The sequence below is a fragment of the Morganella sp. TYF_1 genome, from assembly GCF_043105645.1.
GTDB lineage: Bacteria > Pseudomonadota > Gammaproteobacteria > Enterobacterales > Enterobacteriaceae > Morganella > Morganella morganii_B.
This window is the reverse complement of record NZ_JBICLU010000026.1, coordinates 976,914-998,784: the sequence shown is the minus strand read 5'-3', so window position 1 is coordinate 998,784 and position 21,871 is coordinate 976,914. Positions and strand designations below refer to the sequence as shown.

Here is a 21,871-nt window from a genome sequence, read left to right as displayed (position 1 = left end):
TCAGGAGATGACTAATGAATGATAATATCGCGCTGAAGATGCAGCAAACCTATAACATTGCATACTGGGGCGGCAGCTATTACGGTGTGAATGACCTCGGTCATGTCACCGTCTGCCCGAATCCGGAGATGCCGCAGGCTGCCGTTGACCTGGCTGAACTGGTCAACCGTGTGCAGAAAGAGCGGGAACACATCCGTCTGCCTGCATTATTCTGCTTTCCGCAGATTTTGCAGCATCGTCTGCGCTCGATTAATGCCGCGTTCCGCCGTGCCCGCGAATCCTATGGTTACAAAGGTGATTATTTTCTGGTTTACCCGATTAAGGTCAACCAGCAGCGGCGCGTGATTGAAACCCTGGTCAATGCCGGGGAGCCGCTGGGACTGGAAGCCGGTTCCAAAGCCGAGCTGATGGCGGTACTGGCGCACGCCGGTATGACCCGCAGTGTGATCGTCTGCAATGGCTATAAAGACCGCGAGTATATCCGTCTTGCCCTGATGGGCGAGAAACTGGGTCACAAAGTCTATCTTGTGATTGAAAAAATGTCGGAAATCGCGGTGGTGCTTGAAGAAGCGAAAAATCTGGATGTGGTACCGCGCCTCGGTGTGCGGGCGCGTCTGGCGTCTCAGGGTTCCGGTAAATGGCAGGCCAGCGGCGGCGAGAAATCCAAGTTCGGTCTGGCGGCCACCCAGGTACTGCAACTGATTGATATGCTGCGCCAGGCAGACAGCCTGGAGAGTCTGCAACTGCTGCACTTCCATCTCGGCTCGCAGATGGCGAATATCCGCGATATCGCCACCGGTGTCCGTGAATCCGCCCGTTTCTATGTCGAGCTGCATCAGCTGGGTGTCAATATTCAGTGCTTTGATGTCGGCGGCGGCCTCGGGGTGGATTATGAAGGCACCCGTTCGCAGTCTGACTGCTCTGTGAACTACGGGCTGAATGAGTATGCTAATAATGTGATCTGGGCTATCGGTGATGCCTGTGAAGAGCACGGCCTGCCGCACCCGACCGTGATTACCGAATCCGGTCGCGCTCTGACGGCGCACCATACCGTGCTGGTTTCCAATGTGATCGGTGTGGAGCGCAACGAGTTCTCCCCGGTGGAAGCACCTGCTGAAGATGCACCGCGTCCGGTTGCCAGCCTGTGGGAAACCTGGGAAGAGATGCAGACCAAAGGCAACGCCCGCTCTCTGCGCGAATGGCTGCACGACAGCCAGCTCGACCTGCATGATATCCACACTCAGTACGCGCAGGGCATGCTGTCCCTGACCGAACGCGCCTGGGCGGAAGGGCTGTATCTGAATATCTGCCGCCGTATCCAGCAGGATCTGGATCCGGGTAACCGCGCACACCGCCCGATTATCGATGAACTCCAGGAACGTATGGCGGATAAATTCTATGTGAATTTCTCGCTGTTCCAGTCGCTGCCGGATGCGTGGGGGATCGATCAGCTGTTCCCGGTACTGCCGATTGAGGGGCTGGATAAGCCGCTGGATCGCCGCGCGGTGCTGCTGGATATCACCTGTGACTCCGACGGTATTATCGACCATTATGTGGACGGTGACGGGGTGGCAACCACCATGCCGATGCCGTCTTATGACCCGGAAAATCCGCCGATGATGGGCTTTTTCATGATTGGTGCTTATCAGGAAATTCTCGGTAATATGCATAACCTGTTCGGCGATACCGCCGCACTCGATGTGTATGTCGGTGAAAACGGTCAGGTGCGCTATCTGGAAAGCGAAGAGGGCGATTCCGTGGCGGATATGCTTCAGTATGTGAAGCTGGATCCGAAAATTCTGCTCGAACGCTTCCGTGATCAGGTGAAAGTTTCTGATCTGGATGAAGAGGAGCAAAAGGCCTTTACCGAAGAGTTCGAGAGCGGCCTGTACGGCTATACCTATTTAGAAGATGAATAATACCCGGCGGGATACTACGTCCGGCTTTGTGTCAGTAAGACATTGATAAAGGAATCATTATGATTAACAGCACATTAGGTAATCAGACCGACAACTCACTGGTCTCTAATGCGTTTGGTTTTCTCCGCCTGCCGCTGAATTTCCAGCCGTACACCAGTGACGCTGACTGGGTGATCACCGGTGTTCCGTTTGATATGGCGACCTCCGGCCGCGCAGGTTCCCGTCACGGACCGGCAGCAATCCGCCAGATTTCAACCAATCTGGCCTGGGAAGGTCACCGCTGGCCGTGGACATTTGACATGCGCGAGCGCCTGAATGTGGTGGATTGCGGTGATCTGGTGTTCGCGTTCGGTGATGCACAGGACATGAGTGATAAGTTACAGGCGCACACAGAGAAAGTGCTGGCGTCCGGTAAAAAATGTCTCTCTTTCGGGGGGGATCACTTTGTGACGCTGCCGCTGCTGCGCGCGCACGCCAAACATTTCGGTAAGATGGCGCTGGTGCATTTCGATGCTCATACCGACACTTACGGCAACGGCAGCAAGTTTGACCACGGCACCATGTTCTATCACGCCCCGAATGAGGGACTGATTGACCCGGCGCATTCCGTGCAGATTGGTATCCGTACCGAACATGAAACAGACAACGGTTTCACTGTGATTGATGCCGCGCAGGTCAATGACCGTACCGTGGATGATGTGATTGCTCAGGTGAAAGCGATTGTCGGCGATATGCCGGTTTATCTGACCTTCGATATCGACTGTCTGGACCCGGCATTTGCCCCGGGCACCGGCACACCGGTTATCGGCGGGCTGACAACTGACCGCGCCCTGAAACTGCTGCGCGGTCTTCAGCCGCTCAATATCGTCGGGATGGATCTGGTGGAAGTGGCTCCGGCGTATGATCAGTCCGATATCACGGCACTGGCCGGCGCAACTATCGCACTGGAAATGCTCTATCTCCAGGCATCGAAAAAAGGCTGAAACCGGTTTCACCACTGTTAAAATAAAAGACCCGCAGTGCGGGTCTTTTTGCATTTCAGCGGGATTATTTTTTCTTCGCGTATTTCAGAGAATCCAGCGCGACGGCAAAAATAATGATGCTGCCCTTGATAATGTACTGCCAGTACGGGTTGATGCCGATATAGGTCAGGCCGTAGTTTATCAGGGTAAAAATCAGCACCCCGGTCACCACGCCCAGCACGGTACCGACCCCGCCGGAGAAGGACACGCCCCCCACCACACAGGCCGCGATAGCATCCAGCTCATACATAAAGCCGAGGTTGTTGGTCGCACTGCCGATACGTCCGGCTTCCAGCAGGCCGCCGAAGGCATAGAACACGCCGGATAAGGCGTAAATCATAATCAGGTTCAGGCCGACATTCACACCGGACACTTTAGCCGCTTCCGGGTTACCGCCGATGGCAAAAATGTTTTTGCCGAAGCGGGTTTTATTCCACAGTATCCAGACAAAGAAAACGGCTATCGCGGCATAAAACGTAATATATGACAGCTTAAAATCACCGAAACGGATAAATCCCTGGGCAAATTCAGAGAATTTCGGATCAAACCCCGCCACCGGTGAGGCACCGACAGAATCGTAATACAGGGAGTTGATACCGTAGACGATGATCATAGTACCGAGTGTGGTAATAAACGGCGTGACGTTGAGATAGGCAATAATCAGGCCGTTAACCAGACCGATCAACGCACCGACCGCACACACCAGCAGGATCACCATCGGGATAGACCAGGTTTCCATTTGCGGGAAAACTTTGTTCACGTTTTCCATGGATTGCAGCAATGTCGCCGCAATTACCGCCGCCAGCCCGACCTGACGCCCGGCGGATAAATCCGTGCCCTGGGTGACAATCAGCCCCGCGACACCCAGCGCGATAATAATCCGCACCGAGGATTGGGTGAGGATATTACTCAGGTTCATCAGGCTGAGGAATGTCGGATCCTGAATGATAATGATCGCCAGTAAGACCAGCAGAACCACATAAATCCCCCCGTCCTTCAGATAGGACAGGAAGCTTTTTTTATTTAATGCTGCGCTCATTGTTAATATCCTTAAAGGTGAAGGGAGGCGAGACGTAAAATCTCACTTTGCGAGGTGTCACGGGTGTTGACGATACCGGCGACCTCACCGTTGCTCATCACCAGAATCCGGTCTGTGATCCCCAGCAGTTCCGGCATTTCGGAGGAAACGATAATGATCCCTTTTCCTTTTTTGGCCAGTTCAGTAATCAGTTGGTAAATTTCAAATTTTGCTCCGACATCAATCCCGCGCGTCGGTTCATCCAGCATTAACACTTCCGGTTGTGTCAGCAGCCAGCGGCCGATAATCACCTTCTGCTGATTCCCGCCGGACAGCGAGCCTATCTGGGTGTGATGACCGGGGGTTTTCACCCGCATGGCATCAATCACCCATTGGGTATCACTTTTCATTTTGCTGTTATCCAGCAGACCCAGTTTATTTTTATATTTGCCCATGTTTGAAATCAGCGAGTTAAAACTGATATTCAGCCAGGCATAGATTCCCGTGGCGCGGCGCTCTTCGGTGACCAGCGCGAAGCCGTGATTAATGGCTTCGTTGGCGCTGTTGTTCTTAATGGTTTTTCCTCTCAGCATGATGGTGCCGGCGGATTTCTCGCGGATCCCGAACAGGGTTTCGAGAATATCTGTCCGTTTGGCACCAACCAGACCGGCGATACCGAGGATTTCTCCCTGATGCAGGTCGAAACTGATATCGCGGATAGACGGCTGGCGCAGAGATGTGAGGTTTCTGACTTCCAGCATGACATCCCCCGGCGTGCTCTGTTTTTCCGGGAAACGCTGGCTGAGTGTGCGTCCGACCATGGCGGCAATAATGTTATCCATCGTCAGCCCTTCAAGGGGCTGTGTGGAGATCCACTGACCGTCACGCAGAATAGTGATCTCATCACAGAGGCGGAAAATTTCTTCCATTTTGTGGGAGATATAGACGATACCGCAGCCGCGATCTTTCAGCTTGCGGATAATGGTAAACAGATGATTAACTTCTTTTTCGGTCAGGGAGGAGGTCGGCTCATCCATGATCACAATTTTGGCGTTATAGGAAAACGCCTTGGCGATTTCGATCATCTGCATTTGCGAGACGGACAAATTGCGGACTTTTTCCCGTGGATCGATATCGATATCCAGCTCATCAAAGATGGCTTGTGTGTCTTTCAGCATCTTGTTCTGATCGACAAAAAACCCTTTGGCGGGATAGCGTCCCAGCCACATGTTATCCATCACCGAGCGCTGCAGCACCAGGTTCAGCTCCTGATGCACCATGGACACGCCGTGTTCCAGCGCCTCTTTTGAGCCTTTAAAATCGATTTCCTGTCCCTGAAACAGGATGCTGCCGCTGTCTTTTTTATAAATCCCGAAAAGGCATTTTAATAATGTGGATTTACCGGCACCGTTTTCGCCCATCAGGGCATGAACGGAATACGGTCGTACCCGTAAATTGACATTATCGAGTGCCTTAACGCCGGGAAATGACTTATTGATATGCATCATTTCCAGCAGATATTCGCCTGAGCTGTCGGCCATACATACACCTGGCTAATGTTATCGTTCCGGACACGCCCGCAGCACGGATGCTGCGGGCGGAAAGAATCACCGCTTATTTTATAAACTGTGACAGGTTCTCTTTATCCACGCCGACATACGGCACACGGATAACATTGTTCTCAATGTTGTAGCTGGTGCCTTCCGCTGCCGGTTTGCCTTCCGCTAGGTTTTTGGTGATAGCCATGGTGGCTTTCGCCTGGTTTTCCGCGTCATTCAGCACCGTACCGGCCATTGCCCCGGATTTCACCATGGAGAGGGCTTCCGGCAGGGCATCCACACCAAAGACCGGGATATGGGTCTTGTTGTGTGCTTTCAGGGCTTCAACGGCACCCATGGCCATCGCGTCATTGTTGGCAATGACCACTTCGATTTTGTCTGCATTCGGGCCGGAGAGCCATGCATCCATTTTATCTTTGGCCTGTGCGGTATCCCACATCGCGGTATCGAGCTGAAGCTGCTCTGTCGGGATGCCTTTCTCATTCAGGGTTTTGACCGAATAGGTGGTGCGGGCTTCCGCATCCGGGTGACCCGGCTCACCTTTGATCAGCACATACTGAATTTTACCGTCTTTGTTCAGATCCCACGCCGGGTTGGCTGCCCAGTGTTTGGCAATCAGTTCCCCCTGGATAACCCCGGATTCTTTGGAGTCAGTACCGACAAACCAGGCCTTATCGTAGCTGTCGAGGGCTTTGCGGGAAGGTTCTTTGTTGAAGAACACCACCGGAATATCATTGGATTTTGCTTTGTCGATGATTACCGGGGCGGCGGCAGGGTCAACCAGGTTGATCGCCAGTGCTTTGATACCTTTCGCCAGCAGGACATCAATCTGATCATTCTGTTTGGATTGGTCGTTTTGTGAATCATTCATCAGAAGGGTGATTTCCGGTGAATTTTTTGCATCTTTTTCAAGGGCTTTACGGACGATAGACATAAAGTTGTCATCGTATTTGTAGATGGTCACACCAATACGGGTATCAGCCTGTGCTTGTGCCGCAGCACCAAGCAGCATAGCGGCGGCAACGCCTGCCAGGACAAAATGCTTCTTCATTCTCTGCCTCCGGGTCGGGGGATAGGGTACAGTTTTTATTTATGACGCCACCTGTTATTCAGAGGAAATGCAGGGGCGGTATTTATCACTCTTCCGGCAAATGATAATAATAATTTATAAATAAAACGGCATGCCGGTAAGAAGATGGCAGAACCTGGGACATGACGATAACGTCAGGAAACGCCCGGATCATAAAATGAGAGTTGTTATCCGTCTGTGAATAGACTCACAGATTGAAAACGTTTACATGAAGAAAGATCACCGGCAGGCGGAAGAGTGACGGATAACCAGGGTTGGCATAAACACATGCGGCTCCGGCTGCGGTAACGTTCCGGCGGCACCCGCTAAGGCAAGTTCTGTCGCCAGCATGGCCATGGAGACCACCGGGTAACGTACTGTGGTCAGCTTCGGTGTGGTGAAACGGGCGGCGGGAATATCATCAAACCCGATCAGGGAAAACTGCTGCGGTACGCGGATACCGTTTTCATTCAGCACCGACATAGCCCCGGCAGCCATGGCATCGTTATAGGTAAACACGGCGGAGAGTGCCTGATTGCGCCCCAGCAGCTCAATCATCGCGGCTTCGCCGCCGTCAGAGTCCGGTGACCCGGTCGCATACCAGGCAGTACCGGCTGTCAGCCCGGCGGTGCTCATGGCTTTGCAGTAGCCCTGATAGCGCAGGGTATTATCTTCTATCTCGTGGGTGGAACCGAGATAACCGATGCGCTGATGCCCCTGAGAGATCAGCAGGCGGGTCGCCATTTCCCCGCCGGACAGGTTATCCAGCCCGACACAGCGGTGCTCAAAACCGGGAATAACGCGGTTAATCACCGTCATACCGGGCACCTGGCGGAGAAAATCACTCAGTTCCGCGTCACTGAGCGCTTTGGAATGCACCACCAGGGCGTTGCAGCGCTGACGGATCAGCACTTCAATAGCATGATGCTCCTGTTCTGCCTGATGATAGCCGTTTCCGATCAGCACATGTTTGCCGTGCTGCTGGGCGACCGTATCCACGGCTTTGACCAGCGCACCGAAAAACGGATCTGATACATCCATCACCACCACGCCGAGAATGTCACTGCTCTGGCTGGCCAGTGCCTGCGCATTGGCGTTTGGCCGGTAATCCAGCTCAGCCACGGCGTTCATCACCAGTTCCCGGGTCTCTGAGCGGGTGGCCGCCGTATTATTTAATACACGGGATACGGTGGCGACGGAGACACCGGCGCGTTTTGCAACATCACGGATAGTTACGGGGTGTATAGATGTCATCGGAAATTACAGGTCAGAGGTAATGAAACATGTTGTCATCTTAACCCGGAGCGCGTGATGACCGTGTGATTCATCTCACAGCATAAAGAAAGCGTTTACATTGATTTTTTCGGATTATCCGCCTGTAACGGGAAGCTGAATCCCTTCACCAGGGTCTGTAACAACATTGGGGATACATTCACTAAAATTATTAATATATAAATGATACTGATTGTTTTTTTTCCGGCAGGCGGGTTATGCCGGACAGGGCAAAACCCGCCGGGAATGTTATGGAATGAGATACTGACGAATTTTGTTACAGTGAAGTGTTGTCACTGGGCAGGACTATTGCTCATTATGTGCTTACCGGCTTGCAACCCGGATAAAAACGCGTATGTTTTTAAATGAGTATTAATATCATAACGAAATACCTCACTCATAAGGAGCACATCATGGCACTAACGGGTAAAGTGGTTCTGGTTACCGGCGCTGCACAGGGGATTGGTCGTGGTATTGCACTGCGCTTAGCCAAAGAAGGGGCGGATATTGCGCTGGTGGATCTGAAAGAAGAAGGGTTGGCGAAAGTCAAAAAAGAAGTGGAAGCCCTGGGCCGCAAAGCGGCAACATTCACCGCAGATATCAGTCAGCGCGATCAGGTTTTTGCGGTTGTCGATAAAGCAGAACAAGCGCTGGGCGGTTTTGATGTGATCGTCAATAACGCCGGTATTGCCCAGGTTAAGGCAATTGAAGATGTCCGTCCGGAGGATATGGATCGTATTTTCCGCATTAACGTCGATGGTACGATGTGGGGAATCCAGGCCGCAGCGGCTAAATTCAAAGCACGCGGACAGAAAGGGAAAATCATTAACGCCTCATCCATTGCCGGACATGATGGTTTTGCCTTACTCGGCGTTTATTCCGCCACGAAATTTGCAGTCCGCGCACTGACCCAGGCGGCAGCCAAAGAGTTCGCCAGCAGCGGGATCACCGTGAACGCTTACTGTCCGGGGATTGTCGGCACGGATATGTGGGTGGAAATTGATGAGCGCTTCTCTGAAATCACCGGCGCGCCGAAAGGGGAAACCTACAAAAAATATGTCGATGGTATTGCGCTGGGCCGTGCCCAGACTCCGGATGATGTGGCGGCACTGGTTGCCTTCCTGGCAAGCGACGACTCGGATTACATCACCGGCCAGGCGATTCTGACCGACGGTGGTATTGTTTACCGCTAAATTATTGCGTTTATATTCACAGACATCCGCCGCATGCTGAATGCGGCGGATTTTTTTATGTATACTGATCCGCAGGATAACGCTGCGGGTGACAGGCATGAAATACGATCTGAATGACCTTTATTATTTTGTGAAAGTGGTGGAATACGGCGGATTCTCCCCGGCGGGAGAAGCGCTGGGTATTCCGAAATCCCGGCTCAGCCGCCGTATTGCTGATCTGGAACAGAAACTGAATATTTCGCTGATCTACCGCTCTACCCGGCAGTTTCATGTTACTGAGATCGGGCAGGCCTTTTACCAGCAGTGCAAAAACGTGATTGATGAGGCGGAAATTGCCGAAGAAATCATCTGTTCTGTGCAGGGACATCCGCGCGGCAGTGTGAAGTTTTCCTGTCCGGTCGCGTTGTTACAGGCCTATCTTCAGGATCTGCTGACAGATTTTATGGTGAAATACCCCGATATTGATGTGCAGATCCTGGCGGTTAACCGTCCGGTGGATGTGATCAGTGAAGGGTTTGATCTCGCTCTGCGGGTTCGCTCCCTCCCGCTGGATGACTCCGGGCTGACCATGAAAGTGCTGGGGTATTCGCGGCGCATCCTGGTCGCCTCGCCGCGGTTATTTACCGGGAAAGCGGCACCGCAGCATCCGGATGATCTGACAGAATTCCCGATCCTCGCCAACAGCGAACAAAAACAAAACTACACACTGACACTGACCGGCGAAGACGGCGGCAGCATCACCAAACACCTCACGGCACGCCTCGCAACCACTGATGTCATGACATTGCACCGCGCGGCATGCAAAGGGCTGGGCATCGCCCGCCTGCCGGAAGGTGTGGTTCTCAATGATTTGACTGCCGGGCGGCTTGTTCGTGTTCTGCCGGGCTGGCAGTTCCCGGAAGATGTGATCCACGCGGTTTTTCCGTCCCGCAAAGGGCTGTTACCCTCCGTGCAGGCACTGCTGAATTATCTGGCGGAACATGTGCCGCAGACGGCGGCGTTTTCGGGGGCAGGAGTAAGCTATCCTGCTGATTAACAACAATAAAAAAGCCACATAAAAATGTGGCTTTCTGAATCATATTGAGCGGAACTGAAAACAATGAGGAAAATAGTCACGCTATTCGCCTCATTTTGTGAGGCAAATAACGGTCGTATTTGCCTCATGGGTATTATTCAGCGGGTATATGCCCGAAACGACCGCTGTTGAAATCCTCAATGGCTGCACGGATTTCCTGCTCGCTGTTCATCACAAACGGGCCGTAACCGACAACCGGCTCATCAATCGGTTCGCCGCTGAGGAACAGAACAACGGCATCTTCGGTGGCTTCCAGCAGAATGGTGCTGTCAGCGCCGTCCAGAATCATCAGTTCGCCGGTGTGCAGCGGTGCGCGGCTGTCAACATAAATGCTGCCGTGCAGAACGATCAGCCCGGCATTGCGGTTGGCTTTTGCCGCCAGACCGGTGACTTTCCCGGCTTTCAGCCGCAGATCCCACACATCCATTTCCGTGAACGTTCTGGCCGGGCCGCGTGCCCCGGCATATTCCCCGGCGATCATCCGTAATGTTCCCGCGTCATTCGGCAGTGCCACCGCCGGAATGGCGTTGTTTTCCAGTAACTGATAACCCGGTGCGGCGGATTTTGCGGAAGCAGGCAGATTCACCCACAACTGCACCATATCCAGTGTGCCGCCTTCCCGCATAAAGCGGTCAGAATGGTATTCCTGATGCAGAATACCGGATGCGGCGGTCATCCACTGCACATCCCCTTTGCCGATCACACCGCCCTGACCGGTGGAATCATGGTGCGCCACCTCACCGTCATAGACGATAGTCACGGTTTCAAAACCACGGTGCGGGTGCTCACCAACTCCCCGGTTGGCTCCCTCTGATGGCGGGAAATCCGCCGGACCGGCGCGGTCGAGCAGGATAAACGGATTCAGATGTTTGCCGTGATTGCTGTAGGAAAACATCTGGCTGACCGGGAAGCCGTCGCCGACCCAATGGCCTTTCGGTGCACGGTAGGTGCCGATAATGTTTCTCATGATATTTCTCCTGATAATTATGTATGAATTGATAATAAGGGTGCGAAACATCAGGGAGTAGTCATGAAAACGGGTTTCACTGTTGCAGAAACAGAACAGTTTTGTGATACCCGGATTATCCTGTTTTCAGAACAGTGTTTATCGATATCCGCTCTACCGGCGAAGAAAGGAACACCGTATTGTTAGCGGCATCGGGGCCGGCAGAAAGAGTGGCGGCGACTGTCATACACTAATCAGGAAAGAAAGAATGAAAAAGATCGGCTTAACGCTGTTTGCTTCACTGTTTTTATGGAATACCGTACAGGCTGCTGACTATAAGTTAGATCCGGGTCATACCAAAGCGGTGTTCTATATTGATCATTTTAATACCTCTACCAACAGCGGCGGTTTTTATAATATTACCGGTGATATGGCGTATTCACCTGAGAAGCAAACAGGGCATGTTCAGGTTACTATTCCGGTGAAAACACTGAATACCGGGATTGACGGATTTAATCAGCATATGCTGAGTGCCGATATTCTTGATGCGGAAAAATATCCGGAGATTAAATTTGATTCATCAAAATGGCATTTTTCCGGAAATAAACTGATGTCGGTGGACGGTAATTTAACGATCAAAGGAAAAACGCATCCGGTACAGTTACAGGTAACGAAATTTGGCTGTTATTTCAGTCCGGTATTTAAAGCGGATGTCTGCGGCGGTGATTTTGAAACCACGATTGACCGTACTCAGTGGGGCGTTGATTTTCTCGCCGATGCCGGTATTCCGGCGAATATGTCACTGAAAATTCAGGCTGAAGCAATTAAACAGTAAATGTATACCGGGAACAGGAATCATATTATGCAAAAATCAAAATCAGGTATATTTGCCGTTGCAGCCCTGGGGCTGGCAATGACACTGAGTACTGCGTACGCAGCAGAATATAAAGCCAGTACCAAAGAAGGGCCGGTAAAAATTGTTAACCTGAATGACCTGGAATCACAGGTAAAAGCCAATATGGATAAAGGGGCATTCGGTTATATCCGCGGTGGAGCGGAAGATGAAAAAAATATGCGTGATAATACCGCTAGTTTTGATCGCAAATATATTATGCCGCGCGTGATGCAGGGAATTGAATTAAAAGATATCGATCTCTCAACATCATTCCTGGGCATATCGCTGGCAACGCCTGTCATTCAGGCACCGATGGCAGCACAGGGACTGGCGCACCGTGACGGGGAAATTGCCACGGCAAAAGGTATGGCAAAAGCAGGTTCTGTTTTTTCTCTCAGCACCTACGGAAATAAAACCATTGAGGAAGTGGCGGCGGTATCTGACGGACATCCGTTCTTCTTCCAGCTCTATATGAGCAAAAATAATGCGTTTAATGAATTCACCCTGAAACGGGCGAAAGAAAGTGGTGCCAAAGCGATTATTCTGACCGTGGATTCTCCGGTCGGCGGCTGGCGTGAGGATGATTTACGCAACAATTTCCAGTTCCCGTTAGGATTTGCCAACCTTGAATTGTTTGCTGCACAGAACAATGACGGCTCTAAAACCGGGAAAGGTGCAGGGATCAGCGAGATCTACGCTCAGGCCAAACAGGCATTTACCCCGGATGATATTCAGTATGTGAAAAAATTGTCCGGTCTGCCGGTCATTGTTAAAGGTATTCAGTCACCGGAAGATGCTGACCGAGTCATTGAGGCGGGTGCGGATGCCATTTGGGTATCCAACCACGGCGGTCGTCAGCTGGACAGCGGACCGGCCTCTTTTGATGTGCTGCCTTCCATTGCAAAAGTGGTGAACAAACGTGTGCCAATCGTATTTGACAGTGGTGTGCGCCGTGGCTCACACGTCTTTAAAGCGCTGGCAAGCGGTGCGGATGTGGTTGCAGTCGGTCGTCCGGTTCTGTATGGCCTGAATCTGGGCGGAGCGGAAGGGGTTAATTCTGTTATTCAGCAGCTGAATAAAGAATTACGTATCAATATGATGCTGGGCGGTACAAAAGATATTAATGCCGTCAAACAGACCAGACTGTACAGCAACCGGGATTTTCAGTAATTCCTGTCTGACAGATAAAGACACTGCCGCTCAGCGGCAGTGCTCAGATTGCTGACAAAGTCCCGGCAGAAATGCCGGGGCTTTGATCTGATAAGGTCAGTGTAAAAAACGGACTGACCACCATGCTTAAAGAACCTGCCCCGCAGCAATATCAGTTTGAAATGGTTACTCCCGACGAACGGGTTCCTGACGATCACCGCGTCCGCAAAGTGGATGCCGCCATTGATTTTGAATTTCCTCAACATAAAAATAATCGACAAGCGTAACATTATGAATTGATGAGTTAATAACCATTAATAGTATAGGTTAGATTGTCACTGCCAAGATTTATTGATTTTTCCGCTGCAACTACGCCCCGAATAATAATGCGAGCTATTCTCGGTAATCGTTCCCGGCTAACATTAACATGAAACTGGTTCATTTCATTATCTGTCAATCTGAAATGAGCTAATATATGAATGCTTTTTGTTCCATTTTCATATTCGACTTCCAGATAGCAACTGTTATCTTTAATTTCATCTGATTTATATACCATACCAAAAGCAGCATTTAGGGTTGGGTAGATATAACTCGGCAATTGATTTTTAGGATCATAGTACCCAAGTATTGTAATGACTTTAATACCTTGCTCAAAAGGAATGCGCTCAATATATAGCATACTATCGATAAACCAAGTATAACCATCAGAAATATAGTGTAAATCAATGTATTTTTCAGCTAAGAAACTTATTCCATTCATATGAATTCTGACATCATATACGGATTCCACATGAATTTTTATTACATTACCTTTGTTGTTCGAGTTAGCAGGCGGGAAATGAATATCGGGTGTCCAGCGGTAGTCTTGACAATGTATAAATAAATAAGGAGACATGTTGAAATAATTATTTATTTCCGTACTGGTAATTGATGTGTCATTAGAAACATCAACGTCTTTATATTGTTCTAAATCCGGATATTTCATTTCCAACCAAGATCCATTATGGGATAAAAAATACAAATCTACATTTTTCATTGCTGCAAAACTGCTTCCATTCATATGTAAATAAACACGATATGCTGCTGATGTGTTAATTTTAATTATTTTACCATTGTTTTCAGAGTCAGACACTGGGAAAAATATATTTTGGGCCCATCGTCCATTATAAAGATAAATGTAAATATAATCATACTCATCAAGGCATTTACTTATGTCACTAGCAAATACATCTATTCCGTTCTTAATGTTAATATATTTGAAATAAAAACTTTCAATGATATGGTTATAATCCACCATTTTATTTTTTTTGCTGTCCCAAATGCTAAATCCGGTTTTTGAATCAGGATTAAATACTGCTTTGCTTTCCAGGTTTTTTTGAATGTAATATAATGAATATGGCGTATGTAAAGTAAAAGCATTATATTTTTCATACATAGGCGCACCACCAGCCATAGCATCTTTACCCAGTGAGTGCCCTTCAAAGGGAAGAGCGTACTCCCCAACGCCTTCATATTCTAAATAAGTAGGTTGATGGGTAATTTTTTGTCTGAAATTAGGCAGAAAGAAATTTTTATCACAATCCCATCCCCATGTTGAGTTTCGGTGAGTTGGTATTTGATTTACTGAACCATTAAATCCACCAGGATAGTGCCCTAAGCCAAAGTTATGTCCGACTTCATGGCTAAATTCATTTCGTATCGTATCATCTAACGTCACCATGCCACTTCCGCCAGATCCGCCATGGACTATTAAACCGTTTTCATACATTCCAATAGTCGTATGTGCAGTAAATTGAGATACCTTTCCTGCAGGACTAAGGTCTCTGCCTGTTACATTAATACCATAATTAGCATTATTAATTCCGGATGCAATAAGAGACTTGGCAATTTGTTCCCTCATAATTCCATCATGCCAACCGCCATTTCCGGGGGCATGTCCCGTAAGCAGCCGGCCATCAGGTAACATTACTTCGTCTAAATCAATGGGATCATATGTATTGATGGTTAATCGGGATACAGGAATTTGCTGAAAATATTGGCGATGATACTCAGGGTTTTCCTGAAATTCAAAAATTTCACGATGAGGGGTTAGCATACCAATTGCTATTGTGTTTAAAATCAATTCATTCGGTGCTTTAATAACCGGGTTATAAATAAAACCAGATTTGCCCTCTCTCGAAAATTTAAATTTTATCCCCGGGTACATCACATGATAAGGTACAATCACAGACCATGTGTTTCCCATATATTGAATTTCAGATGAAAATTTCCCGCTACTATTGTCATCGTTTACCTCGTACCATGTACCTTTATTATTGACAAGAAATATAGATTCTCCCTTCTCAAGATTTCTTTTTGATGCATTAAATGAAATAGTAATTCCATATGTTGATGTGCATTCAAAAAAAACTTTTTTACCTGTATAGCTGGTATTATAAAAAAGCTCAAAAGAGGGAGAATGCCCACCATCATAAGTAACTACGTTGATGGAATCATATTCTTTAATAAAGTTGTTAAAATAAATGGCGTCTTTAGAATTTTGTAGTTCTTCACTATCATCTAATATGAAATCAAAATGTGAAGGTAATGAAAAATCTGCATCTATTTGCGTATATACTCTTGTACATATCTTTGTTAAGTGATCAGGCGGTAGCATTTCTTCATGAAATAAAACTTCATTATTATGATAAATAGTGAAAAAAATAGGTGATGAACTTAACGAATCAGTATGTGGCTTAAACATCATCATTGTTTTTCTGTTAGATATAATATCCGGCTGAATATCACCATAAATATGTTCTCCCGCCGGGATAATACTATTCTGGACATAGTAGACAGTTCCTTCAAGTTCCCCCTGAGTGTCACTGGGAAAGGTCACATTATTGAAGTAAGTGATGTTTTTACGTGATTTCAATCCTGAATGATTCAATGCTTTTTTTTCTGTCTCCACAGCGCATTTTTTAATATTCATTTTATTTCCCTTATTTTTAATAAATTAACAAAATTAAAGAAAAAAACATCCTGGCAGTTGGTCACTAAAAACACAAATAAAATAAATGCTATTTTATATTTCATGACTTCGCTGTTTTAGATTAATTAAAATGTATTAAAGAAACAAATATTATTTACCATTAATGTTTCTCATGATATTTCTCCTGATCATTATGAATAAACAGATAATCAGGATGAGAAATATCGGGGAGTCGTCATGAAAACGGGTTTCACTGTTGCAGAAGCAAAACAGTCAGGCCGGCGTTATCCGCTTTGCAGTGATTCCCTGCACCATTGCGCCAGCCGGGCGATCGCATCCTCCACATCCTTATCACAGCCGAACCCGGCATTGAGCCGGAAACAGCGGTCATAGCGGCTGTCGGTGGCAAAAATATGTCCCGGCGCAATGCCAATCCCCTCTGCGCGGGCATTGAGAAACAGCTCCCGCACATTCAGGCTGCCTTCCGGCATTGTGACCCACAGAACATAGCCGCCTTCCGGTTCGGTTACGGTGGTGCCCGGCGGGAATTCCCGCAGCACAACACGGCGAATGTTCTGCACCTGTGCCGCCAGTTCACGGCGCAGGCGGCGCAGATGCGCATCATAGCCGCCGTTACTCAGCAGTTCGCTGATGGCGGCCTGCGGCAGTACCTGAGAGCCCATCGATGAGGTGTATTTGAGAGACGTGATTTTGCGCATGTAATGCTGACTGTGAACCCAGCCGATACGCACACCGGGCGCGATGGTTTTGGAAAACCCGCTGCACAGAATCACATTATGGCTGAATGCCCGCATCGGGAACGGGCGCTGCCCGCCGAATGCCGCGTCACCGAAAGTATCATCCTCAATAATGATCACACCGTTTTCATCCGCCTGACGGGTGATTTCCGCTTTGACGTCATCCGGAATCGTTTTGCCCAGCGGGTTATTGACGTTGGCGAGTGTCACAAACGCTTTTACCGCTTTGTGGCGGAACAGGGCAGTGAGTTTATCGCAATCCACATATCCGTCTTCACAGGCATCCACTTCGGTCAGCCGCAGATTGAGATTACGCAGCATCTGTAACAGCACAAAATAACAGGGAGATTCCACGGCCACCGCATCCCCGGGGCTGAGTGTGGCGCGCAGCGCCAGTGATAAGGCTTCTATGCAGCCGTTGGTGATCAGCAGGGTTTCCGGAGAGATATGACAGCCATAACTGACCGCCCGGCGGGCGATTTCCTCCTTCAGCGGGGCATAGCCGGTGCCTTTGACCGAATCCCCCAGCAGGAACGGCTTGCTGTAACTGAGCTGACGCATGATGAGACTCAGCTTTCTGACCGGATAAAGCTCCCGGCGGCCGTTAGCCAGATCGAGCCGGACACGGCACTCCTCACCGACCATCGACATATGCAGTTCTGTCTGTTCATCCAGCGGGGCAAAATCAGCGGTGTGTGTTTCTGTCGTGCCGTTTTCTGTTGCGGGCTGAACCGGGGCGACAAAAAAACCGGATTTCGGCCGCGCCACGGCAACATGCTCATCTTCCAGCGTGCGCAGCACTTTCAGGGCGGTGGTCAGGCTGACATTGTACTGTGCGGCCAGAACCCGGACGGACGGCAGACGGCTGTCCGGCGCTAAAACGCCCTCACGGACAGCCTGTTTTATCTGATCGGCCATCTGCCGGTAGCGCGGAAGCTGTACCATCTGTTCTGCCTCATTCTTACGGGTTCTGTGTGTTTCTGTAAGAGTACGTTGAGAGTAAATTATGACGCAAGGGTTTCTCCGGCTGACTGTGAGGTTTATATGACAACATTTGACAAAATTACCCGTTTACTGGATTCACAGGCGGTTTCCTTTGAGGTGATCGACCATCCGGCGGAAGGCCGTTCTGATGCGATAAGTAAAATACGGGGGAATAAACTGAGCCAGGCGGCAAAAGCCATGGTGTTACAGGTCACCGGCAGCACACCGGATATCCGCTATGTGCTGGCGATTGTGCCGGGCGACTGCAAAGTCAATTTTAAAAATATTGCGAAGCTGGCAGGCGGGAAGAAAGCCTCATTTGCCGCGCCGGAAACGGCACAGGCGCTGACCGGCTGTCCGATGGGGGCGGTTCCGCCGTTCAGCTTTAATGACGAACTGACGCTCTATGTTGATAAGCGCCTGACCGGTGCAGGACGGGTATTTTTTAATGCCGGTGAACTGGTGAGATCGGTGTCTCTGGCAGCGAATGACTATTTTAGTGTGATCGGTCATGATCGCATTGCGGATATTGCGGTACCTCCCGCCGCAGAATAACAATGATAACGGAGAATAACGATGGAATATTGTGTTGCTGAACTGGCGGACATGGATCAGATAAAAGCCTTATTAAAACGTTATCATCTGACCACCATCAGTGATGAAGACAAACCGGACGGCTTTGTCACCACACAGATGAGTGATGAGCAGATGGTTGATTTGATTGAAAATGAGCAGGGATTATTTGTCGCCAAACAGGATGGTAAGGTCGTGGCGTTTGTGATGGCGGCATCCTGGCAGTATTGGTCACCGTGGCCGCTGTTTGCCCATATGATTGATAAACTGGGCGATTATGAGTTTGCCGGTCAGACACTGACCACAGAGAACTCGTATCAGTACGGCCCGGTCTGTATTGATGCATCTCTGCGCGGGCAGGGCGTGCTGGAAGGGCTGTTTGCGTTTGCGCTGGAAAAAATGTCGCAGCGGTTTGATATCCTGGTGACCTTTATCAACAAGGTTAATCCACGCTCTTATGCCGCGCACACCCGTAAGCTCGGGCTGACGGTGCTGGATGAGTTCGGATTCAATAATAACCATTATTACTGGCTGGTCTGCGAAACCCGCTGAATCGTCGGATAAAAGAAAACCCGCCGCAGCCGCTGAATAATCAGGGCTGCGGCGGGTTTTTCAGTGATGATTAGACTAATTCTTTCACGTCAAAGTTAACTTCACCGCTTAAATCAGCATCATAATCAACGCCATCGAGACCAAAGCCGAATAAACGGAGGAACTCCGCTTTATAGCCCTGATAGTCGGTTAAATCGTTGATGTTATCATCGGTCAGCTGCTGCCAGATTTCACGGCAGGTGTTCTGCACATCATCGCGTAATTCCCAGTCATCCAGACGCAGACGCTGTTTTTCATCGGTTTCCGGTGCGGAACCGTTAAACAGTTTGGTGGCAAATAAGCGCTGAGTCTGTTCGATACAGCCTTCGTGAATGCCTTTCTCTTTCATGATCTTAAACACGATAGAGATATATAACGGCATGACCGGAATGGCGGAAGAGGCCTGAGTAACAACGGATTTCAGAACGGCAACATACGCTGCACCGCCTTTGGCCTGCAGTTTCTGATTAATCGCCGCCGCTGCGCGATCCAGATCTTCTTTGGCTTTACCTAAGGTACCGTGCCAGTAAATCGGCCAGGTTAAATCGGTACCGATATAGGAGTAGGCAACAGACTGTGCATTATCCGCCAGAACACCGGCTTCGGCTAATGCATTCATCCACAGTTCCCAGTCCTGACCGCCCATCACTTTGACGGTATCTGCGATTTCCTGCTCATTGGCCGGTTCAACAACAGCTTCGATCAGCACGTCTTTGTTGGTATCGAGCGCGACAGATTTGTACGGTTCGCCGATAGGTTTCAGGGCAGAACGGACAATTTCGCCGGTTTCCGGCATTTTACGGACCGGCGATGCCAGAGAGTAAACAACCAGATCGATCTGGCCCAGATCCTGTTTAATTAAATCAATAACGTCCTGACGGCATTCATCAGAGAAGGCATCACCGTTAATGCTTTTTGCATACAGGCCTTCTTCTTTGGCAGCTTTATCAAAAGCGGCTGCGTTGTACCAGCCGGCAGAACCGGTTTTGTTTTCACTGCCCGGCTTTTCAAAAAATACACCAATGGTTGCCGCACCGCTGCCGAATGCGGCATTAATACGGGAAGCCAGACCGTAACCGGTGGATGCACCAATCACCAGAACCTTTTTAGGGCCGTTTTTCAGTTCGCCGCAGGATTTCACACGGGCGATTTGCTCACGAACATGGGCTTCACAGCCCGCCGGGTGAGCGGTAGTGCAGATAAAACCACGAATTTTAGGTTTGATAATCATAGTTATTTTTTCTTGGTAGCCAACAATCAGGGGCTAATATACCTGATCTTCTTCATTTACTTAAGACAATGCAGCGATAAACCGGCAAAGCAGACCAGTTAATTCCCGTCTTGTTATCCGGAATGCGGTGTAGTTTATTATTGTGACGGGCTGATCTATTTTCTGCCGGATAGCCGCCGGTATTTCCGTTATGATAGCCGTCATCATAACGGACAACCTGTCAGCGGAGTTACTGTGGCATTTGACATTTTCCGGAATATCCTGCATTACGGCTGCCATTTTCTGGTACCGGTTCTGTTTGCGCGGCTGTTCTGGCGGCAGCACTGGAAAGCGGCGGCGATGATTATGATTGCCACGATGGTGATGGATGCGGATCACCTGCTGGCAGATCCGATCTTTGACCCGGACAGATGCAGTGTCGGTTTTCATCCGCTGCATACCGTATGGGCGGCAATTGTGTATCTTATTCTGCTGCTGATCCCGTCATGGAAAGTGCGGGCGGTAGCGGTAGGTTGCCTGTTCCATCTGTTTACCGACGGGATGGATTGTTATATGGGCAGCCTGAAACAGGGCACGGAATATGCCGCGGTTCAGGTATTAAAAAACCCGCCGGGGGCGGGTTTTTGTGCGGCTGAGATCATCAGAACGGATTTTTCAGTGCCGGGACCGAGACTTCCGCTCCCGGTAAACTGACAGACGGGGCTTTGATATCAAGCGTTGGCGCAGAGATTCCCGGAACGGAAACACCGACAGCCGGAGCCGTGATTGACGGTGCGTTAATATTGACAGACGGCATGGCGGATTCTGCCGCTGATGTTATCTCTTTTGTCACGGATGACATCCGGCTGTTTTCTGCCTGCGGCACCTTTCCGTTACGATCAGCGGAAACCGGTGTGCTGTGTTGTCCCTGCGGTGCGGTTTGTCCGCTTTGTCCCCCGGCGACCGGTTGTGCATCCGGTCTGCGCATCTGCCCGTTATCCGGCCGGAACGGCTCTGTTCCGGTCTCTTTATTGACCATCGTGCCGTCAGACGGCGCGCCGGAAACCATACCCGGGTCACTGTGCGGCTGCCGTTGCGCGACACTTTCGCGGCTCAGCAGGCGACCCCGGTTTTCGGTGCCGTCGTCTTCTGTCACCAGGGTGTCACCGTCTTTGACCGCGAAGGATTTTCCCCGGTAAGGGAGCAGCAGATACGGCTTGCAGGCATCGGTATTACAGCCGCGATAGCGCACCATACCGTCAATACTCAGCGTGATAATGCCGCCGCCGTTGAGCAGATAATCCCAGGTTTTACCGTCAATGGTCACCGTGCCGCTCATGTTGCACGGTGTCTGGCTGTATTCACCGTATGGCAGGGCAATATAGGGTTTGCTCATGGCAATTAACTGCCGCACCTGTTCATCTTTCAGCGTCCATTTATCACAGGCGCCCAGTAATACACCGTCAGAGGAGGGATAAATTATTTTTTCACCGGTATCAACATCGTAGTTTTTCTGACTGCAGCCTGAACTTATTAAGACAGTTGTAATAATAAATAAAGGAACCGGTAATGATTTTAAATATTTCATCGTATTAATGATATCCGTGTATTCAGCCCGGTATATGACCGTTAATTCCCGGACGGGTGCCGATACTGATAAATGAGTA

The 21,871-nt window shown here is 49.6% G+C and carries 19 protein-coding genes; 10 read left to right on the top strand and 9 right to left on the bottom strand.

The genetic code is table 11. The features are described 5' to 3' along the window. Window positions 1–14: 14 nt before the first annotated feature. Together speA and speB are read left to right on the top strand one after the other, a co-directional pair. Window positions 15–1,919, top strand: coding sequence for a biosynthetic arginine decarboxylase (gene speA, locus ACF8OF_RS18275; RefSeq protein WP_025152746.1), 1,905 nt, complete (start codon window positions 15–17; stop codon window positions 1,917–1,919). Between the two features lie 59 nt (window positions 1,920–1,978). Then, entirely contained in the window at window positions 1,979–2,902 is a 924-nt protein-coding gene (gene speB / locus ACF8OF_RS18270; protein WP_349466634.1) for an agmatinase, read from the top strand. Between the two features lie 64 nt (window positions 2,903–2,966). On the opposite strand, the gene mglC is transcribed toward speB, so the two are convergent. From mglC to galS, 4 genes are all read right to left on the bottom strand, one after another. Continuing rightward, window positions 2,967–3,980 (bottom strand): galactose/methyl galactoside ABC transporter permease MglC, encoded by a 1,014-nt coding sequence (gene mglC / locus ACF8OF_RS18265; RefSeq protein WP_392497323.1) that lies wholly within the window; start codon window positions 3,978–3,980, stop codon window positions 2,967–2,969. Between the two features lie 11 nt (window positions 3,981–3,991). Then, the gene (gene mglA, locus ACF8OF_RS18260) at window positions 3,992–5,500 is read right to left on the bottom strand and encodes a galactose/methyl galactoside ABC transporter ATP-binding protein MglA (RefSeq protein WP_279796797.1); all 1,509 of its coding nucleotides are present in this window, start codon (window positions 5,498–5,500) and stop codon (window positions 3,992–3,994) included. Between the two features lie 73 nt (window positions 5,501–5,573). After that, window positions 5,574–6,569: a galactose/glucose ABC transporter substrate-binding protein MglB gene (mglB, locus tag ACF8OF_RS18255; RefSeq protein WP_392497322.1), complete on the bottom strand. Its 996-nt coding sequence runs from the start codon at window positions 6,567–6,569 to the stop codon at window positions 5,574–5,576. A gap of 258 nt (window positions 6,570–6,827) precedes the next feature. Beyond that, entirely contained in the window at window positions 6,828–7,841 is a 1,014-nt protein-coding gene (gene galS, locus ACF8OF_RS18250; protein ID WP_392497321.1) for an HTH-type transcriptional regulator GalS, read from the bottom strand. Between the two features lie 431 nt (window positions 7,842–8,272). Between galS and ACF8OF_RS18245 the strand changes: the two genes are divergently transcribed. Further along, complete coding sequence (locus tag ACF8OF_RS18245) at window positions 8,273–9,052, top strand: acetoin reductase (RefSeq protein WP_262859505.1); 780 nt, start codon at window positions 8,273–8,275, stop codon at window positions 9,050–9,052. A gap of 97 nt (window positions 9,053–9,149) precedes the next feature. Further along, window positions 9,150–10,088, top strand: a complete 939-nt coding sequence (locus ACF8OF_RS18240; protein WP_279796790.1) for a LysR substrate-binding domain-containing protein — start codon at window positions 9,150–9,152, stop codon at window positions 10,086–10,088. A 133-nt stretch (window positions 10,089–10,221) separates the two neighbouring features. Here the strand turns inward: ACF8OF_RS18240 and ACF8OF_RS18235 are convergent, their stop codons facing one another. Continuing rightward, window positions 10,222–11,094, bottom strand: coding sequence for a pirin family protein (locus ACF8OF_RS18235; protein WP_392497320.1), 873 nt, complete (start codon window positions 11,092–11,094; stop codon window positions 10,222–10,224). 247 nt (window positions 11,095–11,341) lie between these two features. Here ACF8OF_RS18235 and ACF8OF_RS18230 point away from each other — a divergent pair, with 247 nt between their 5' ends. The 3 genes from ACF8OF_RS18230 to ACF8OF_RS18220 all read left to right on the top strand — a co-directional run bounded on the left by ACF8OF_RS18230 (window position 11,342) and on the right by ACF8OF_RS18220 (window position 13,404). Beyond that, window positions 11,342–11,908: a YceI family protein gene (locus tag ACF8OF_RS18230; RefSeq protein WP_262882211.1), complete on the top strand. Its 567-nt coding sequence runs from the start codon at window positions 11,342–11,344 to the stop codon at window positions 11,906–11,908. A gap of 27 nt (window positions 11,909–11,935) precedes the next feature. Next, complete coding sequence (locus tag ACF8OF_RS18225; protein WP_392497319.1) at window positions 11,936–13,138, top strand: lactate oxidase; 1,203 nt, start codon at window positions 11,936–11,938, stop codon at window positions 13,136–13,138. Between the two features lie 122 nt (window positions 13,139–13,260). Further along, window positions 13,261–13,404, top strand: coding sequence for a hypothetical protein (locus ACF8OF_RS18220; RefSeq protein ID WP_392497373.1), 144 nt, complete (start codon window positions 13,261–13,263; stop codon window positions 13,402–13,404). Window positions 13,405–13,421: 17 nt separating this feature from the next. Here ACF8OF_RS18220 and ACF8OF_RS18215 read toward each other — a convergent pair whose 3' ends face one another. Both ACF8OF_RS18215 and ACF8OF_RS18210 read right to left on the bottom strand, forming a co-directional pair. Next, complete coding sequence (locus tag ACF8OF_RS18215) at window positions 13,422–16,088, bottom strand: M66 family metalloprotease (protein WP_392497318.1); 2,667 nt, start codon at window positions 16,086–16,088, stop codon at window positions 13,422–13,424. A gap of 284 nt (window positions 16,089–16,372) precedes the next feature. Next, window positions 16,373–17,791: a PLP-dependent aminotransferase family protein gene (locus ACF8OF_RS18210; RefSeq protein WP_392497317.1), complete on the bottom strand. Its 1,419-nt coding sequence runs from the start codon at window positions 17,789–17,791 to the stop codon at window positions 16,373–16,375. Window positions 17,792–17,890: 99 nt separating this feature from the next. Here ACF8OF_RS18210 and ACF8OF_RS18205 point away from each other — a divergent pair, with 99 nt between their 5' ends. Both ACF8OF_RS18205 and ACF8OF_RS18200 read left to right on the top strand, forming a co-directional pair. Next, the gene (locus ACF8OF_RS18205; RefSeq protein WP_262859501.1) at window positions 17,891–18,385 is read left to right on the top strand and encodes a YbaK/EbsC family protein; all 495 of its coding nucleotides are present in this window, start codon (window positions 17,891–17,893) and stop codon (window positions 18,383–18,385) included. 21 nt (window positions 18,386–18,406) lie between these two features. Continuing rightward, the gene (locus ACF8OF_RS18200; protein ID WP_392497316.1) at window positions 18,407–18,955 is read left to right on the top strand and encodes a GNAT family N-acetyltransferase; all 549 of its coding nucleotides are present in this window, start codon (window positions 18,407–18,409) and stop codon (window positions 18,953–18,955) included. Between the two features lie 70 nt (window positions 18,956–19,025). Here the strand turns inward: ACF8OF_RS18200 and fabV are convergent, their stop codons facing one another. Further along, window positions 19,026–20,225: an enoyl-ACP reductase FabV gene (gene fabV, locus ACF8OF_RS18195; protein WP_279796752.1), complete on the bottom strand. Its 1,200-nt coding sequence runs from the start codon at window positions 20,223–20,225 to the stop codon at window positions 19,026–19,028. Between the two features lie 234 nt (window positions 20,226–20,459). On the opposite strand from fabV, the gene ACF8OF_RS18190 reads away from it, so the two are divergent. Beyond that, window positions 20,460–20,918 carry a DUF6122 family protein gene (locus tag ACF8OF_RS18190; RefSeq protein WP_274370573.1) on the top strand — a complete coding sequence of 153 codons (459 nt, stop codon included), beginning with the start codon at window positions 20,460–20,462 and terminating at the stop codon, window positions 20,916–20,918. On the opposite strand, the gene ACF8OF_RS18185 is transcribed toward ACF8OF_RS18190, so the two are convergent. Then, the gene (locus ACF8OF_RS18185; RefSeq protein ID WP_392497315.1) at window positions 20,866–21,792 is read right to left on the bottom strand and encodes a hypothetical protein; all 927 of its coding nucleotides are present in this window, start codon (window positions 21,790–21,792) and stop codon (window positions 20,866–20,868) included. The genes ACF8OF_RS18190 and ACF8OF_RS18185 overlap by 53 nt on opposite strands. Window positions 21,793–21,871 lie beyond the last annotated feature (79 nt).